Annotated in this window: 19 protein-coding genes; 12 read left to right on the top strand and 7 right to left on the bottom strand. The window is 42.6% G+C overall.

Features of this window, described 5'->3' with window-relative positions:
• Nucleotides 1-191: 191 nt before the first annotated feature.
• Nucleotides 192-581 carry a GNAT family N-acetyltransferase gene (locus tag AVJ20_RS05975; protein ID WP_078193146.1) on the bottom strand — a complete coding sequence of 130 codons (390 nt, stop codon included), beginning with the start codon at nucleotides 579-581 and terminating at the stop codon, nucleotides 192-194.
• A 97-nt stretch (nucleotides 582-678) separates the two neighbouring features.
• On the opposite strand from AVJ20_RS05975, the gene hisB reads away from it, so the two are divergent.
• The 8 genes from hisB (at nucleotide 679) to AVJ20_RS05935 (ending at nucleotide 7,146) form a co-directional block, all read left to right on the top strand.
• Nucleotides 679-1,272, top strand: coding sequence for an imidazoleglycerol-phosphate dehydratase HisB (gene hisB / locus AVJ20_RS05970; protein WP_078190487.1), 594 nt, complete (start codon nucleotides 679-681; stop codon nucleotides 1,270-1,272).
• The gene (hisH, locus tag AVJ20_RS05965) at nucleotides 1,272-1,889 is read left to right on the top strand and encodes an imidazole glycerol phosphate synthase subunit HisH (RefSeq protein WP_078193147.1); all 618 of its coding nucleotides are present in this window, start codon (nucleotides 1,272-1,274) and stop codon (nucleotides 1,887-1,889) included. The genes hisB and hisH overlap by 1 nt, the downstream gene beginning before the upstream one ends.
• Nucleotides 1,890-2,019: 130 nt before the next feature.
• Nucleotides 2,020-2,529 carry a DUF805 domain-containing protein gene (locus tag AVJ20_RS05960; RefSeq protein WP_111884526.1) on the top strand — a complete coding sequence of 170 codons (510 nt, stop codon included), beginning with the start codon at nucleotides 2,020-2,022 and terminating at the stop codon, nucleotides 2,527-2,529.
• Nucleotides 2,530-2,758: 229 nt separating this feature from the next.
• Entirely contained in the window at nucleotides 2,759-3,232 is a 474-nt protein-coding gene (locus AVJ20_RS05955; protein ID WP_162689739.1) for a DUF805 domain-containing protein, read from the top strand.
• A gap of 155 nt (nucleotides 3,233-3,387) precedes the next feature.
• The gene (locus AVJ20_RS05950; RefSeq protein ID WP_111884524.1) at nucleotides 3,388-4,053 is read left to right on the top strand and encodes a 3'-5' exonuclease; all 666 of its coding nucleotides are present in this window, start codon (nucleotides 3,388-3,390) and stop codon (nucleotides 4,051-4,053) included.
• Between the two features lie 433 nt (nucleotides 4,054-4,486).
• Nucleotides 4,487-5,251, top strand: coding sequence for a hypothetical protein (locus AVJ20_RS05945; protein ID WP_111884523.1), 765 nt, complete (start codon nucleotides 4,487-4,489; stop codon nucleotides 5,249-5,251).
• A gap of 193 nt (nucleotides 5,252-5,444) precedes the next feature.
• A complete protein-coding gene (hisA, locus tag AVJ20_RS05940) occupies nucleotides 5,445-6,176 on the top strand; it encodes a 1-(5-phosphoribosyl)-5-[(5-phosphoribosylamino)methylideneamino]imidazole-4-carboxamide isomerase (RefSeq protein ID WP_078190493.1) in 732 nt (243 codons plus the stop codon).
• An 82-nt stretch (nucleotides 6,177-6,258) separates the two neighbouring features.
• The gene (locus tag AVJ20_RS05935) at nucleotides 6,259-7,146 is read left to right on the top strand and encodes a DMT family transporter (protein WP_111884522.1); all 888 of its coding nucleotides are present in this window, start codon (nucleotides 6,259-6,261) and stop codon (nucleotides 7,144-7,146) included.
• Nucleotides 7,147-7,236: 90 nt separating this feature from the next.
• Here the strand turns inward: AVJ20_RS05935 and AVJ20_RS05930 are convergent, their stop codons facing one another.
• The 3 genes from AVJ20_RS05930 to AVJ20_RS05920 are packed head-to-tail and all read right to left on the bottom strand — an operon-like array spanning nucleotide 7,237 to nucleotide 9,272.
• Nucleotides 7,237-7,629 (bottom strand): DUF4870 family protein, encoded by a 393-nt coding sequence (locus AVJ20_RS05930; protein ID WP_078190495.1) that lies wholly within the window; start codon nucleotides 7,627-7,629, stop codon nucleotides 7,237-7,239.
• A 39-nt stretch (nucleotides 7,630-7,668) separates the two neighbouring features.
• Entirely contained in the window at nucleotides 7,669-8,295 is a 627-nt protein-coding gene (locus AVJ20_RS05925; RefSeq protein ID WP_111884521.1) for a DUF1294 domain-containing protein, read from the bottom strand.
• Nucleotides 8,296-8,321: 26 nt separating this feature from the next.
• Entirely contained in the window at nucleotides 8,322-9,272 is a 951-nt protein-coding gene (locus tag AVJ20_RS05920) for a homoserine kinase (protein ID WP_111884520.1), read from the bottom strand.
• 110 nt (nucleotides 9,273-9,382) lie between these two features.
• Between AVJ20_RS05920 and hisF the strand changes: the two genes are divergently transcribed.
• Nucleotides 9,383-10,144 (top strand): imidazole glycerol phosphate synthase subunit HisF, encoded by a 762-nt coding sequence (gene hisF, locus AVJ20_RS05915; protein WP_320109244.1) that lies wholly within the window; start codon nucleotides 9,383-9,385, stop codon nucleotides 10,142-10,144.
• A gap of 374 nt (nucleotides 10,145-10,518) precedes the next feature.
• Here hisF and AVJ20_RS05910 read toward each other — a convergent pair whose 3' ends face one another.
• Complete coding sequence (locus AVJ20_RS05910; RefSeq protein WP_111884519.1) at nucleotides 10,519-11,139, bottom strand: hypothetical protein; 621 nt, start codon at nucleotides 11,137-11,139, stop codon at nucleotides 10,519-10,521.
• Between the two features lie 111 nt (nucleotides 11,140-11,250).
• Here AVJ20_RS05910 and AVJ20_RS05905 point away from each other — a divergent pair, with 111 nt between their 5' ends.
• Nucleotides 11,251-12,261, top strand: a complete 1,011-nt coding sequence (locus AVJ20_RS05905; RefSeq protein WP_111884518.1) for an AraC family transcriptional regulator — start codon at nucleotides 11,251-11,253, stop codon at nucleotides 12,259-12,261.
• Nucleotides 12,262-12,427: 166 nt separating this feature from the next.
• The gene (gene aqpZ, locus AVJ20_RS05900; protein WP_111884517.1) at nucleotides 12,428-13,114 is read left to right on the top strand and encodes an aquaporin Z; all 687 of its coding nucleotides are present in this window, start codon (nucleotides 12,428-12,430) and stop codon (nucleotides 13,112-13,114) included.
• Between the two features lie 99 nt (nucleotides 13,115-13,213).
• Here aqpZ and AVJ20_RS05895 read toward each other — a convergent pair whose 3' ends face one another.
• Both AVJ20_RS05895 and AVJ20_RS05890 read right to left on the bottom strand, forming a co-directional pair.
• Nucleotides 13,214-13,462 carry a hypothetical protein gene (locus AVJ20_RS05895; RefSeq protein ID WP_111884516.1) on the bottom strand — a complete coding sequence of 83 codons (249 nt, stop codon included), beginning with the start codon at nucleotides 13,460-13,462 and terminating at the stop codon, nucleotides 13,214-13,216.
• Nucleotides 13,463-13,579: 117 nt separating this feature from the next.
• Complete coding sequence (locus tag AVJ20_RS05890) at nucleotides 13,580-14,668, bottom strand: DNA/RNA non-specific endonuclease (protein WP_111884515.1); 1,089 nt, start codon at nucleotides 14,666-14,668, stop codon at nucleotides 13,580-13,582.
• 263 nt (nucleotides 14,669-14,931) lie between these two features.
• Between AVJ20_RS05890 and AVJ20_RS05885 the strand changes: the two genes are divergently transcribed.
• A complete protein-coding gene (locus AVJ20_RS05885; protein WP_111884514.1) occupies nucleotides 14,932-15,600 on the top strand; it encodes a hypothetical protein in 669 nt (222 codons plus the stop codon).
• The last annotated feature ends 112 nt before the right edge of the window (nucleotides 15,601-15,712 follow it).

Raw genomic sequence — 15,712 nt, 5'->3', positions numbered from 1 at the left:
GGCGCGTATTAAACAATTTAAGCTGAATGCCGTCAAGCATAAGCATGGGCTTTTTTCTCAAATGTTTATTTTTAAATCAATATTTCACACTAATCGATTACTTTTTGTCTTATTTACATTTAAGTCTGAGTCAATTTAATTATTCAGACGAAAAAAAGACAGCACGGAGACTGTCTTTTAAAAATTGAACTTTACTCAACTACGTCAATTTTACCAATGTGTGCTAAACAACGATGAATCGCGCCACAACCTGGCTCGAAAGTTTTTACACCTTTTTCTTCCTCCATACGGGTAGCTTCACTGACCAAACGTTCTGCAACACCACGCCCACGATTTGCTGGGTGTACCACAATATATTCAAGGGTTTTGCTTTCACCTTGGCCTGTACACCAAATCGCGCCAATCAATTTTGTATTAAATTCTGCAGTATAAACTAAGGTATACTGGGCTAAGTTCTGCTCAAGTTGTTCAATCGCATCGGAACCGTCGCTAAACTCAGGGCTGGTGTCATACAGTCGCTCAAGCTGGCTGCGCACTTCATCATTTTCCAAAGAAGTATAGGCATGTACGGTAATAGGCATTGATAAACCCTCCTGAGCAATCTAATATGCGGTGACTTTTCGTCACAGCGAAAATATTTTTACATCAATCATTTTGACGTATTTGAGGAACGTGTCTATGACAGATCGTATCAGTGAAGTGGTAAGAAACACCAACGAAACCAAAATTCGAGTTCGTGTGAATCTTGATGGTACTGGTCAAGGCACTTTAAACACTGGTGTTCCATTTTTAGATCATATGATTGATCAAATCAAGCGACATGGTCTGTTTGATATTGATATTCATTGTGATGGCGATCTTGAAATTGACGATCATCATACCGTAGAAGACTGTGGGATTACACTTGGCCAAGCCTTTGCTCAAGCACTGGGCAATAAAAAAGGCTTACGTCGCTACGGTCACTTCTATGCGCCGCTCGATGAATCACTGAGTCGTGTTGTGGTGGATTTATCTGGCCGTCCGGGTCTTTGGATGGATATTCCATTCACTCGCGCGCGCATCGGGACTTTTGATGTGGATCTTTTCTCTGAATTTTTCCAAGGTTTTGTGAACCACGCGTTAATGACGCTGCACATCGACAACCTAAAAGGCAAAAACAGCCACCACCAAATTGAAAGCGTATTTAAAGCCTTTGCCCGTGCATTACGTATGGCTTGTGAAGTTGACCCGCGTGCCGAAAATACTGTTGCGTCTACCAAAGGAACATTGTAATGACCCGTATTGCCCTTCTTGACTATGGCATGGGAAATCTTCACTCAGCAGCAAAAGCCCTCGAACACGTGGGCGCAACTGTTGATGTCACCAATGATCCTAAGCTGATTGCACAAGCAGATAAAATTGTGTTCCCCGGTGTGGGAGCAATGCGTGACTGTATGCAAGGCATGCATGATGCAGGGATTGATGAAGTAGTCCGTAAAGCGGCATTTAATAAACCTGTGCTTGCGATCTGTGTCGGCATGCAAGCCCTAATGCAGCATTCCGAAGAAAATGGCGGTGCAGATGCATTGGGTATTTTTGAAGGTTCGGTTAAACGCTTCCCTGATGTAGAGGGATTAAAAGTGCCGCACATGGGCTGGAACCAAGTGCATCAGGCAGACCCTAGCCACCCGATGTGGAAAAACATTGAGCAAGATGCACGTTTCTATTTCGTACATAGCTTCTATGTAGAGCCGCAAGATTCAAGCATTGTCGCTGCTACCTGTGACTATGGTTTGGAATTTTGTACCGCAATTCACAAGGAAAACTTGTTTGCGACACAATTTCACCCAGAAAAAAGTCATACAGCCGGTCTGCAATTGCTGAAAAACTTTGTGGAATGGGATATTTAAAATTCCTTCACCGCAAAAAAGCCCGCTCCTTGCGGGCTTTTTTGTACTGTTTATTTTTCATCCTTTTATTTTCTACATATTCATTTTAGAATTTGCCTACTTATAAAAATACCAAAGCCTAGGAATAATAATGAATACCTTCACATCTGACTCACCGACCCAAGCCAGTGGTCGCTTTAGCCGGCGCGCATATCTTGCATGGAATCTACTTCTCGGCATTATTTTTACGCTAATTGCTGTTGTAGTCGGCCTGCTCATACCCGGCGCGCAAAATGCGCTGACTGAGGGTGCTATGTCGACGCCACTCATGATTATTTTCTTTATCATGTATGCCATCGTCATTTATTACAGCGTCATTTTCTTAATCCGTCGTTTACATGACCGAGACCATTCTGGATGGCTTGCACTGCTGATCTTAGTTCCTGTAGTGAATATATTGTTTGCGCTCTATGTGTTATTTGCACCGGGTAATAACGGTAGTAATAGCTTTGGACAACCACGCCCGACCAAAGGCTGGGAAACCGTGCTGGCTGTTTTGTATATCGTGGTGTTTATAGTCGGGATACTTGCTGCGATCATGATTCCGTCTTACCAAAACTATGTGATCCGCTCTCAACAAACCACGATTCAACAACAATAATGATAAATCATTAGATGCCGCCGAGATCGTCCTAAACAGCAATACATCTACTCAAACAAGCTCACACAAGTGGGTTTTTTTTGTACTTTACCTTTATAATCAACGCGCTTTTTTGGTACAGGATCAAATCCTGTACTTTTTCACATTTTTATGTCGTTTTTAGCTCAATTTTTTGCGGCTAAAAATGAATGATAACAATACTTTTTACGATAATTTAAGATCATTTAATATGAATAATTCACCCAATATTAACTCTGGCTGGAACCGTGACGGTCGCTTTAATCGCATGTCATTTATCGGTTGGAATGTCTTCTATGGCCTCATGCTAAGCATACTGATGCTGCTGATTGTCAGCATGATGCCCAATACTCTCAATGCCCTAATAGCTCACGCTGAAAATCCAATGACGCAAGTGATTGGATTGATCCTAAATATTTTAATGCTGATCCCTTTGATGATTTTTTCAGTGCGTCGTTTGCATGACTTTAATCTCTCAGGCTGGTTTGCACTCTTAGAGCTGATTCCGTTGCTCAATATCGTTATGTGCATTGCGCTGATGCTCATCCCGGGGTCTGCAAATGCCAATCAATATGGTGAGCCACGTGAATCCAAAACATGGGAGGTGGTCCTCGCCTTTCTCTTTATCGGTTTATTCTTACTGATCTTGGTAAATGTATTATTTACTGCGCGTTTTCTATTTTAAGTCGTCACTGACTTTAAGCCTATTGGTCACTGTCATAGCAACGCGCTATGACAGGCAGGTGAGTCAATGGCTCATGCTCAACGCCACATCTCGATATTTGCATTTCCCTAATAAACGCTCTAGGCTGCAACAACAAGCCTTTGAATTGAATCACAATGACTGATGCTCTACTGACACCTATTTTGCCAACAAAAGAACAGATTAAAGATTTTCCATTGTTCCAAAATTTAGTGCCAGAGCAGATCCATGTCATTCACAATGCCGAACAATGCCAACACTGGGCCGATGAATTGCAGACGACTGCCTTATTCGGTTTCGACTCTGAATCTAAGCCGACTTTTCGTAAAGGTGAGGTCTCTACCGGTCCACATTTAATCCAACTTGCGACGGCGCAACAGGCGTGGTTGTTTCAAATGAACGAATGCACTTGGGATTTTTTAAGACCAATCTTGAGTAATCGTGATCAAATTAAAGTGGGTTTTGGCTTAAAAAATGATGCGCATTTATTTCGTAAAAAAGGCATCCAACTGAATAGTGTCTTGGAACTCTCCAAGTGCTTTGCTTCTTTTGGCTTAACCCAACCCGTCGGTTTAAAAAATGCCATGGCACTGCTTTTTCGTGTGAATTTTCCAAAATCTAAATCGGTCAGCACCTCGAATTGGGCCAAAAAGCGCTTAAATCCAGAACAAATTCGTTATGCCGCTGCCGATGCCTATGCCCCTGTTTTGGTCTTTGAAGAATTATTACAACGTGGCTTATTACCTAAAACCATTCCCAATACGTCTCTCAAACTAAGAATTCGTCCGCACATGAAATTTTAAATCCTTAATTATTTTAATGATTTAATTTATATTCAGCGATGTAACCACTCTGTAACTGGATATTGCCCCAATCTATGGCATGACCAAGTGCAAAGATCGGCTGAAGAGTGCCAATGAATTTGCAGTATATTTGCGCTAAAGATTTGAACAGTACGTTATTGCTTTAAAAATAGTCACAGCACAGCCTAAAAACAATAAATTTGCACCTTTTAAGTACATTTATATCATTGATTTAGCTCATTTTAATTAAATTAATATACATTTATATTTTTATTCAACTAAGGTTTTGATCTCTCTAAGTTTTCTAGCAGAATTACATGATTTATCTTATTCTTTCTATACTTTCATAATTTGTTTTCATCAATCTCCTTTTGCTAAAACAAGTCTGCCAAATACATAACACATCATAATTTAAAAGCTTGGAGAACCTGACATGTTGAACTTATTTACAGGAAAAATCAGCGGTGTACTCAGCCTGACTTTACAAGGGATCAGTAAAGCAGTTGGACTGGTTTTAAATAGTGTTTTGGATACAGTAGACAGCGTATTAAAGACCGTTAATAGCTTAACAGCGCCCTTAACGGATGCACTGACTGAACTACCACTGATTGGTGGGACCATCGAAAAAGTACTCGCAGTTGAAAATCAGTTGGTCGACACCTTAGACGAAGGCTTACATGCGGTAGCCGATAAACTGGCGACCGGTGATCTTCTCGGAGGTGTACAGACCGCTCTCAATGGTGTAACTGGTGGGGTCGGTCAAACCGTGACAGAAGTTGCAAGTTTAGTTGATCATATAAGTGGTGTTGCTGCACCAATCACAGCCGCACTTTCTGACCTGCCATTGCTTGGCGGGCTATTGAATGCAGTAGGCGAAACTACGGGTAATTTAACAGGCTTGTTGGCTGAAACGGGCGACTATGTAGCCAGTATTGATCCTACCGAATTATTAACATCCGTCCTGAATGATCCATTAGCAAGTGTAGGTGGTGTCGTGCAAGATGTTTCAGGCACTTTAGATGCCTTACTGGATGACATTGCACCGATTACATCGATTGCAACTGAACTTCCTGTAGTCGGTGATCTCGTTCAAGTGGTCGGTGAAAGTACCACAGCCCTCAATCAAGGCTTATACGATGTCGGTAGCTTACTTCAATCCGTAAACATCGATTTATTACAAACAACCGCTTATGTTTAATGACTAAAAATACTAATACACAGCGCATTTTTATAGACCAACAATAAAATCCAATCCTCTATTTACACTGGCCTGACACATGTCAGGCTTTTTTAATTCATCAATTCTGATATTAGCATTTAGTGAATAGCCGTTTATTTGATAAGATTAGGTACAAATTCATTCTTAATTTGATTGAGCAAGGAGCGAAAGCATGCTGATCATCCCTGCAATTGACCTGAAAGATGGCAAATGTGTCCGTTTAAAACAAGGTCGTATGGAAGACGATACCGTATTTTCTGACGATCCAGTGGCAACTGCACAGCATTGGGTAAATGAAGGCGCGCGTCGCTTACATTTGGTAGATTTAAACGGTGCTTTCGCTGGTACACCGATTCATAAGCCTGTGGTTGAAGCGATTGCTAAAGCACAGCCTGAATTGCCAATTCAAATTGGTGGTGGTATCCGCTCTCTTGAAACCATTGAACATTACCTTGATGCAGGCGTCTCGTTTGTCATCATTGGTACAAAAGCGGTAAAAGAGCCTGAATTTGTTGAAGAAGCGTGCAAAAAATTTGCAGGCCATATCATTGTCGGTATCGATGCCATGAACGGCATGGTAGCAACGGATGGTTGGGCAAATGTCACTGATGTGAAAGCTACTGATTTGGCAAAACGCTTTGCAGATGCCGGCGTATCGAGCATCGTCTACACCGACATCGCACGTGATGGCATGATGCAAGGTGTGAACGTTGAACAAACCGTAAACCTTGCAACATATTCAGGCTTACCTGTTATTGCATCGGGTGGCGTGACCAACCTTGACGACGTGCGTAACTTAAAAGGCCAACCGGGCATTTTAGGTGCGATTACCGGTCGTGCAATTTATGAAGGCACATTGAACCTTCGTGAAGCTCAGTTACTGCTTGATCAACAAAGCTTGTAATATACCCGAGCAGAAAAGAGGTCTTCGGGCCTCTTTTTTTATTTCTCATTTTTATTTCCCCTCTTCGAACAATCAAATACACATGTCAACCGTCCAATCTGCTTGGAAAGCCAAGTTTCCGCAGCTCGCACTCATCCTGATTACCATGATTTGGGGCGCCAGTTTTATCACCGTGCAATACGGTTTAAATTTTAGCAGTCCAGTGCTGTTTGTCGGTCTACGTTTTGCCGCAGCCACATTGGCTGTGAGTCTATTATCGCTCAAATATCTTAGACATTTTTCTCAATATGATGTCATTGCGGGCGCAAGTATTGGCGCTGTGATTGCGATTGGCTATGCGACGCAAACAATCGGCCTGCAAAGCATCAGCAGCAGTGAATCGGCTTTTTTAACAGCGCTGTATGTACCGCTGGTGCCGATTTTTATGTGGCTCTGTTTTCGGCATAAACCGCATGTGATGACATGGCTGGGTGTGTGTTTGGCTTTTGTTGGTTTGGTCTTTTTAACGGGTAATGGTTTTGGCGCTATTCAGCTCAATTTTGGACAAATCATTACGCTGCTCGGTTCGATTGCCATTGCCTTTGAAATTATCTTGATCAGCTATTTTGCGCCCCGCGTCAATCTGCGCAGAGTGACGGTTCTACAGTTGGCATTTGCCTCTCTGTTCTGTTTCTGCTTCGCTCCACTGGTGGGTGAAACCACTTTGCCAAAATTTGAATGGCCATTAATCGCTGTACTCTGTGGATTAGGTCTGGCCAGCGCCGTAATTCAACTGGTGATGAACTGGGCGCAGCGCATGGTCGATCCTGCACAGGCAGCAATCATCTATGCAGGTGAACCGGTTTGGGCCGCGATCATTGGGCGGCTTGCAGGTGAACGCTTAACACCGCTCGCTCTCATTGGCGGACTGTGTGTTGTTCTGGGTGTGATTGTGAGTGAATGGCGGCCGAAATGGTTAAAGAAACGCTAATTTCAGCTTCCTCTCTTAAATCAAAAAAGCGGCCCATACAGCCGCTTTTTTGATGCCAAGATTTTTATGCCAAAAAGTTCTGAACTCGCATTAGTCATACATCGGTCTGTTGTCATTGACACGAATTAAACCTTTAATCGCGCGGTACACAATCCATAACCAAGACAGTCCGATCACCGTGACACAGAAGGTACTCGCTCCCAGTGCTACACCTGCAAAAGCATTGGCATTATTGCCGGTAAAGAACAGAAAAATAAAAGGCACGAAAGCAATGATGTTCCAAATGAGATACCACCAAAACGTACGGATCTGCCAAGTGAAATGGCTTTCAAAAATCGTACCGCGGACGTCACTGCGTTTGACGTAATTGATAATCAACGCGAGGACCGCAAGCAAGCCGGCAGAAAAAATCGCCACAATATAAAGAATATACAAAATAATCGTGAGCAGGCGGTTTGGATCTTTATCAATGGAATAATTCATTTCGCTCTCCGTCATGATGATTTTGCGGATCATTCCACCCTAAATATGTAGGATATTAAATGGTGAAATTAGCCATAAAATCAGTAATATGTTAAAGGCTATAGTACAGAAATATATTTTTCGAAATGGTTGTTTTTGTGTTTTATGCCGCAAACGTTGCTGAGCCAGCCATGCCGCCGGCCACCCACCTAAAAAAGACAAAAGATGCAGTGTATTTTCTGGCACGCGTCGATTCCCCATTTGCGCAGCTTCTTTATCCTGCGCATAGAACCAATAGGTCAGGACATTGATAATACTCACAAAAAGCAGCACCATGCCACTGAGTAAACCCGCCACAGACAAGCCCGCCAAGGCGAGGATATAAATGATGCACACGATTTGCATCGGCTCTGCCTGACGCGGCATCTGCACCACATTTTTTTTATTGGGGCGTTGTGTAGCTTTGGTTTGTGAGGCTTTTAAATAATGCACTTGCTGTGCACGAAAGCGTCCGCGTTCGTCTAAGATCACAGCATAATCCAACGCGCAGCCCACGATTGGTCGTGGGCCGGGACGGGAAAAATCTTTAATGTGCAAAAATACGCGATCTTTGGTGCTATCGTTCGGTTGAATGAAGCCGTAGCCCTTGTCATCAAACCATTCTACTAAGCGTCCTTGATCACGCATGCTTTTCCCTCTCGTTGTTTTAAAATTTATGCTGTGACGAATTTTAATCGTTCAATCAGCATATTACGCATTTCAGCAGGGTTTTTCTGCAAAATATCATCCCCTGTACGGCCTTCTGCAGCATTTTTCTGTGCCACCTGTAAACGCATCATCCAGAAGCGACCCGCCGCCATCGCCAAATATAACTCTAGGCATGATTTTTCATCTGCGGTTAATGGACGCACGCTTTCATAGGCATTTAAAAAGGCAATGGCTTTGTCTTCATTCAAATGTACATCCGGATATTCAGTACAAAAGTCATTTAAAGTAATAGCAATATCAAACAAGAGTTCGTCTTTATTTAACTCATAAAAGTCTAAAATGCCATTGAGTTGATCGCCTTCAAATAGAGTATTGTCACGGAACAGATCAGAATGAATAAAACCGGTAGGACGGTCTGGATACATCGCCGTTAAGATGTCATATAAGCCCAACAGATTGTTAAGTAACGTGGTATCTGCTTCATTTAATGTTGGACGAATATCACGTGAAACTTGTAACCAATAAGCATGATCACGATATTCTGCACGTTCCAAAGGGAAATCTTGTAAAGCCACATGCATTTTCGCTTGAGCCACAGCTATCGCCTCTGCTTGCGCTAAGCTCGCAGGCATGGGATGTTGACCTTGCATGCGTGGCGCAATCTGTGCAGGTTTATCCTTTAAACTATGAATCGCTTTACCTGAATGATTCAGCGGTACAGGCACAGCTAGACCAGCCTGCCCCAAATGTTCGAGTACAGGAACCAGCTCCCCTGCACCTTGCTCGTCCATCTCTTCAAAAACGGTTAATACATACTGCGTACCATTTTCGCAAACAATAAAATAGTTGGTATTTTGAATACCGCCTTGAATCGGAATCAGGTCAATCACCTCCAGTCCATAAGGTGCTGCAAAATCCTGAACTTCCTTTAAAGTCAAAGTGGTATAAACCGACATAGAAAACCTGCGAAAAAACTTACATATTTTTGATAGAATAACCGCTCCGACTACTAAGGTGTAGCATCTAAGTCGCGAAGTTTCATAATCGGCTGTTATTTTTGGAAAAAATTATGCTTGCTAAACGTATTATTCCTTGCCTCGACGTGGACAACGGTCGTGTAGTGAAAGGTGTTCAATTTCTTGATATTCGTGATGCAGGCGATCCAGTTGAAGTTGCACGCCGTTATAACGAACAAGGTGCGGACGAAATTACCTTCTTAGACATTACCGCAACCTCAAATGGTCGTGATACCACTTACCGTACGGTAGAGCGTATGGCTGAGTCTGTATTTGTGCCATTAACAGTCGGTGGTGGCGTGCGGAAAGTAGAAGATATCCGCCTGTTATTAAATGCGGGTGCGGACAAAGTTTCGATTAACTCTGCGGCTATTTATAATCCTGAATTTGTACAAGAAGCCTCTCAGCGTTTTGGCGCACAGTGTATTGTGGTTGCTATTGATGCGAAAAAAACCGGCGATAATAAATGGGAAATTTTCACCCACGGTGGTCGTAAAGAAACCGGTATCGATGCCATCGAATGGGCGGTAAAAATGGCGGACTTCGGTGCAGGTGAATTACTCATCACATCGATGGATGCTGATGGAACCAAAGCTGGTTATGACATTGAACTGATGCGTAATATTAATGACCGTGTGACCATTCCAACCATTGCTTCTGGTGGTGTCGGTAATCTACAACATTTGGCCGATGGTATTTTAAAAGGCGGTGCAGATGCGGTGCTTGCAGCCTCTATTTTCCACTTTGGTCAACACACCATTCCTGAAGCGAAAAAATATCTAGCAGAACAAGGCATTGAAATGCGCCTTTAATTGATTCATTTTCAATGAAGATTTAAAAGAGCGATGATTCGCTCTTTTTTTTGCTTTGGTGTTTTTGATGCAACAACATGGAGTTACAGCAGAGCATCGTCCATAAAATTCATTTACTATAGACATAAAAAAAGGAGCCTTGTCGGCTCCTATAAACCAAGAAAAACTACAGCACTTGGTCTGATACTTAAAACAAATGAAAAAATATACATAGCAACTTCATCAATCAACTCGTCGTGTACAAGCCTTTTGATGATTTAAATATAGGGCATTTGCACTGCATTTGATTGACAGTAGATTCATAATTTATTGACAAATTGCGACAATTCAATTGAATGGCAAAGCTAGTTGTCAAAACCCATGGTGCGTTCATATTAGACCGTTTCAAGAAGTGCAGCTGGCTTTTCACGCTCAGCGACCCACTTTGCAGGAAATACCCGATTGACCCAGTGTGACAATGGTTTAGCAATCGCTGTCGGCAGTAGCACACCCAATGGGTTCTGCTCCTGTAATTTCGCCGAGGAGATCACCCGAGTTCCTAAAATATAATCAAACCACGGCTTAGTCACACACCAATTGGCATCCTGATTTGAGTTCATATGGTGGTCATAGTGCCATGGAATCTTTTTCATCGCCCACTCTGGCTCAAGATGTGCGCGACGATGGATATAATAATAATTCCCTGCACAATACAATACCGACAAACTCATTCCTTTGGAAATAGGATAAAACAGCGGGACAAATACGGCTGAAACTGCCACCAGTGACAATATTTCATTTTTAGTGCGCCAGTTCTGTACACCTTCAACATAGCCATGATCATGAAAATCTGTTTTTCGAACTTCACGATGATGTTCCCAATGTGATTTCATGCTTTTCGGTACTGGACTAAAACGTGGCTTGCCTGACCGATGTGTCCCATGCAAAACATATTTATGCGCGAACCATTCAAAGGCATTGGCGACGACCAACCCTGCAATAAAACCTTTTAACATGACCAATATCTCCTTTTCTTAGCTCCACTATAGGTAATGAAAAGGGCTAGATATTGACCGTTTTTTTTAATATTATTGACAAAACACGACAAAATTTAGAATTAAAAAAATATGCAACAACTCAAGGACTATACAGGATCGGTCTATGGAGGACTGGGCCATTTGCTCTATGCTTATCACCAAGCTCAAGGCATTGCTATTCCTGAAAAATTGAATAAAGTTAAAAACTTAGAGCGTTTTGATTATGCCATTTGGCGTGATTTATTGATGGATTTAGATCAAAAGATCCAAAAGCCGGCGCTGGGTTTAGAAATTGCTGAACATGTGCAACCCAAACATATTGGCATTATTGCGTATATTGCCCTGTCCTGTGAAAACTTGGGCGAAGCGCTGCTCCGCTACCATGATTTTCATCGCTTAATCTTCGATGGCAGTCCATTGCTGATTGATATTCAAAATGATTTTTTTTCGATCGGTTGGAATGATTTACCCATGAATATGGCCAATCAATTGACCGATGAAATTGCGATTGCGTTAATGCTGCAGTTTCTAAAATTATTCATGCGTTTTGAAGATATCAATTTACACGAAGTGCATTTTCATAATCCTGCACCGAAAAATGTCGCTCAGTATGAACAATATTTTCGCTGCAAAGTTCGTTTTTCCCAAGAAAAGTCGAAGGTTATCGTTCCCATTCAAGAACTGTCTCGCCCTTTTTCCCAAGGCGATCAGACCTTACAAAAACTGTTGATGCAACAGGCACAGTCTTTATTAGAAAAACTGCCTAATACCACGCAAATCGACCAACGCTTACAGCAAGCCATCTTAATGGGTTTGCAAAAAAATCAGTTCCAAATTGAACATGTCGCTACGCAACTCAATCTTTCCGTCCGACAATTACAACGCCATTTACAACAACAAGGCAGCACCTATCAGCAACGTATGCAGGAAGTCCGCTGCATGATGGCTGAAGAATTTTTAAGAGACCCGCATTTAAGTTTGCAAGAAATTGCGTTACTGCTGGGTTATTCAGAACAGAGTGCGTTTCAACGTGCGTTTAAACAATGGCGAAACTTAACCCCACAGCAATGGCGCTTATCGCAAATTGAAGCAGCAAGTTAAAAATGTGACACGGTTATCATTTTAAATGTTGTGATTTTCAGCAAAATCCATTAAATCTATGCATATTCAATAAATGAATAAAACAACACTTCACAACTAGATTGCACTCATGCTGAGTGAAAGATTGAAAATCTATTCCAAATGACAAAAACAAATGGAGTTTTAAATGAATAAATATTTAGCAGAGCTGATCGGTACCTTTTGGCTGGTCTTTGGTGGTTGTGGTAGTGCGGTCTTGGCTGCAGCCTTTCCTGAACTTGGCATTGGCTTCGCTGGCGTGGCACTGGCCTTCGGTCTAACCGTATTAACGGCTGCTTATGCGCTGGGTCATATCTCAGGCGGACATTTTAACCCTGCAGTGAGTATCGGCTTGTGGGCAGGCGGTCGTTTTGAAGCCAAAGAACTAGCACCCTATATTATTTCTCAATTGCTGGGTGCAACCCTCGCCGCATTTATTCTATTCATCATTGTGCAAGGTCAGGCTGGATTTGCAGGCGTCGGCGGTTTTGCCACCAATGGCTATGGTGAATTATCTCCGGGCAAATACTCTATGCTCTCAGCGTTAGTTATTGAAATTGTGCTGACGGCTGGCTTCCTGATTGTGATCATGGGAGCAACAGATAAACGCGCCCCTGCTGGCTTTGCCCCAATTGCGATCGGTCTTGCGCTCACATTGATCCATCTCATCAGCATTCCCGTCACCAATACTTCGGTCAACCCAGCGCGTAGTATGGGTGTGGCATTCTTTGCTGAAACTGCTGCGCTGTCACAAGTTTGGCTATTTTGGGTAGCCCCAATCATTGGCGCGGTGATTGGTGCTGTCATCTATAAACTGATGGCAAAAGACGCATAAATAGAAGAAGACACCATAAAAAAGCTCACAACCTGTGAGCTTTTTTTTTCATTCATCCCGAATTGAGCATTGCGTCCTTCGACGGCCGATGAAACAGCATTAAAGAAATGGATTTTCCACTTCGTTTTCATCACCGCCCTGCACTATTTTTTCAGCTAAGTTGGTTTCTGCCTCAAGCGTGGTCACCACATCATTGAAAAATGCCTGTAAAGCTTTCGCTGCAGCTAAACCAGCTTGGTCTTTCGTCACCTGTAAGTTGCCATAAATATTAATTCGATCTTGGCCATTTTCTAGTGTTAAGTCATGAATTGCATGCGACGCAGTGTCATTTTCAAATGCTTTAAACATGTTGGATATCCTTCTTTTTTGTTGTAGTGATGCAGCAATAGAAATACGTGAAAAAGATTTCAACTGCAAGCAATAATCCTCTTCATCGCTCGCAGTTCAACGCTATTAGCTGCTCGATTATTTCAAAATCTGTAGCAGATATTGCAAAATTTCTTCAATCAATTGTTTGACCAAGGCATCTTGATTGTTGTCATTTTCACTGCTTGCCATGGATGTCTCTCCCACAGAACCACCACTCGATTTAAACTCTTTTTGCAAACTTAAAATCTTGTCTTCTGCGACATCTGCAGCACACTGGCTTTCAGCATCCCAATGCAAATAAGCGATGTCTTGATTTGCTTTGACTTGGGTGGCTTTGAGTGGCAAACGGTAGGTATTACGCTTTTGGTCTTCGGTTAATTCTGGAAAGAAATTAATTCCAGTCAGTTCTTCTAGCGCACAAATACTCATGACTTTGACTGTCGGTGCCGTATCTCGCAAGGTATTGTCTGCATAGTACACGCCTGCAACACCTTTTTTCGGCAAATAGATCGCCTTATAAGTAGCGGTCGGCACGATGACCCCTTGCCCGATGGTTTTTAATTTTTTCGCACTATATACCGGCCCCGTCACCACATAGACATCTTGCTTTTGTTTGGTCACTATCGCCCGTGTGGCTTCTTCTAACTCACGCCACACTTGCTGATTATTTTTTGGAGCTTGCGGCACCATATTGGCCAAAGAAAAACTGTCTAACTGCGCAGCTTTATTGGGCATATCGGCATTTGGCGCCATGTGTCCACGGTCATAGCCTGAAGATTTATAGTCTGAAAGCAAAGCCCGATATTCAGACGGCACGCGAGTCTCTTCATGAAAGTTATCTTCACGCGGAATTTTTTGACTCAGGCGTGCGGGGGTTAATGCTTCTGCAACCCAAAGCGGTGTCTTGGATATCCCTGAATACATGACATTAAAGCCATTAAAACACAGTGGAAAAATGTTTTTATGTAAGCTTTCACGGACCAAATAAGGTGGCACTTCACGATAAAATTGGTCCAAACAGGCGCTATTTGAAGTGCTGCTCATAGAAACAAGTTGTTGAATTTTTTCTTGCCCGAAAGCAATAGCAAAGCTTCCTGTTGCCACCAGACCCAACAGCACTTTTATGCCATTTTGCCCAAATAACTGTGAAAGCGGATTTGCTGAATTGCGTTTCTTTTTGACCATGACTTACAACAATGACTTCTAAAAGGACTATTTTTCCGCAGCTTAGCAAGGGCGCAAATTTTAGTACACTTTTCTTTTTTAATTTGCTTAACAATCACACAAATATTGTTTAACAAAGCAGCAGTTGATGTAACTTTATGTCGCAGTTGTGCAGTTCTTTATAGGAGGTCATGAAGCAGTTGCGTATGTTTCATTGAATTCGCCTCAAGAATTATGACAAGGTAAAAATACGAAAAATTGCGATAAAAATATACGGAGTGATTATGCATTCTAAAATTTTAGGTTTAGGTTTAATTTCAGGTTTAATGAGCGCAGCAGCATTTGCAGAACCGCCGATTCAACCCGGTGATACATTAGAAAGCTTATCTAAAGTCAAAATTGTGACCACCGTGAATGGTCAACCTGGTTCCATTCAGGACTTAGTTTCAAGTGGCCAAGTTCAATTGGTTGAAGCTCCTGCCGGACAAGTCAATGCCGCTGCAACAGAACAGCCCTTAAACCCTGAACAGGCTCAGGCAAACCAAATCGATCCGAATGCCCCTGCAGTTCCTGCAAATGCTGAACAAGCCGTGACTGAAGCGGAAAATGCACTCGCAAATGAACAACAAAGTGTAGCTGCTGCACCTACAGAGCAGTCCGTTCCAACTGAACAAACAGCAGTGGCCAATACACCTGAAGCCGTAGCGACGGATGCCAATGCTGCACCTGTCATTGCCTCTTCTGCAGAAGCGCCAGTGAATGCCGATAGCGCATCGGCTGCATTGCCTGAAGCTCCTCAAGCACAACAGGATGCTTTTATGGCAGCACCTGAAACTCAAAGTGCAAATCCTGCAGATGCATCAATTCAAGCCAACCCAGAAGCACCTGTTGCTGACGAAGCCATCCAAGCTGCGCCTGAAGCCTCTGCAGATGTAGACGCGACAATCAACTAATCAGCGTATTTTCAAGGATGAAATAACGCAACATCTTCATTCTGTTGTTTTGCTCGCATACTCCTCCCAGGAAAAAGCAACAGAATGATCTCTATGTCTTTGGACTAAAAAA

Origin of the sequence: Acinetobacter sp. CFCC 11171 (genome assembly GCF_003268405.1) — a bacterium.
GTDB lineage: Bacteria > Pseudomonadota > Gammaproteobacteria > Pseudomonadales > Moraxellaceae > Acinetobacter > Acinetobacter amyesii.
This window is presented reverse-complemented; position numbering and strand designations above follow the sequence as displayed.

Coding starts and splice junctions, on each gene's coding strand:
- AVJ20_RS05975 (WP_078193146.1), bottom strand. CDS start 581: ATGCCTATTACCGTACATGCCTATACTTCTTTGGAAAATGATGAAGTG.
- hisB (WP_078190487.1), top strand. CDS start 679: ATGACAGATCGTATCAGTGAAGTGGTAAGAAACACCAACGAAACCAAA.
- hisH (WP_078193147.1), top strand. CDS start 1,272: ATGACCCGTATTGCCCTTCTTGACTATGGCATGGGAAATCTTCACTCA.
- AVJ20_RS05960 (WP_111884526.1), top strand. CDS start 2,020: ATGAATACCTTCACATCTGACTCACCGACCCAAGCCAGTGGTCGCTTT.
- AVJ20_RS05955 (WP_162689739.1), top strand. CDS start 2,759: ATGAATAATTCACCCAATATTAACTCTGGCTGGAACCGTGACGGTCGC.
- AVJ20_RS05950 (WP_111884524.1), top strand. CDS start 3,388: ATGACTGATGCTCTACTGACACCTATTTTGCCAACAAAAGAACAGATT.
- AVJ20_RS05945 (WP_111884523.1), top strand. CDS start 4,487: ATGTTGAACTTATTTACAGGAAAAATCAGCGGTGTACTCAGCCTGACT.
- hisA (WP_078190493.1), top strand. CDS start 5,445: ATGCTGATCATCCCTGCAATTGACCTGAAAGATGGCAAATGTGTCCGT.
- AVJ20_RS05935 (WP_111884522.1), top strand. CDS start 6,259: ATGTCAACCGTCCAATCTGCTTGGAAAGCCAAGTTTCCGCAGCTCGCA.
- AVJ20_RS05930 (WP_078190495.1), bottom strand. CDS start 7,629: ATGAATTATTCCATTGATAAAGATCCAAACCGCCTGCTCACGATTATT.
- AVJ20_RS05925 (WP_111884521.1), bottom strand. CDS start 8,295: ATGCGTGATCAAGGACGCTTAGTAGAATGGTTTGATGACAAGGGCTAC.
- AVJ20_RS05920 (WP_111884520.1), bottom strand. CDS start 9,272: ATGTCGGTTTATACCACTTTGACTTTAAAGGAAGTTCAGGATTTTGCA.
- AVJ20_RS05910 (WP_111884519.1), bottom strand. CDS start 11,139: ATGTTAAAAGGTTTTATTGCAGGGTTGGTCGTCGCCAATGCCTTTGAA.
- AVJ20_RS05905 (WP_111884518.1), top strand. CDS start 11,251: ATGCAACAACTCAAGGACTATACAGGATCGGTCTATGGAGGACTGGGC.
- aqpZ (WP_111884517.1), top strand. CDS start 12,428: ATGAATAAATATTTAGCAGAGCTGATCGGTACCTTTTGGCTGGTCTTT.
- AVJ20_RS05895 (WP_111884516.1), bottom strand. CDS start 13,462: ATGTTTAAAGCATTTGAAAATGACACTGCGTCGCATGCAATTCATGAC.
- AVJ20_RS05890 (WP_111884515.1), bottom strand. CDS start 14,668: ATGGTCAAAAAGAAACGCAATTCAGCAAATCCGCTTTCACAGTTATTT.
- AVJ20_RS05885 (WP_111884514.1), top strand. CDS start 14,932: ATGCATTCTAAAATTTTAGGTTTAGGTTTAATTTCAGGTTTAATGAGC.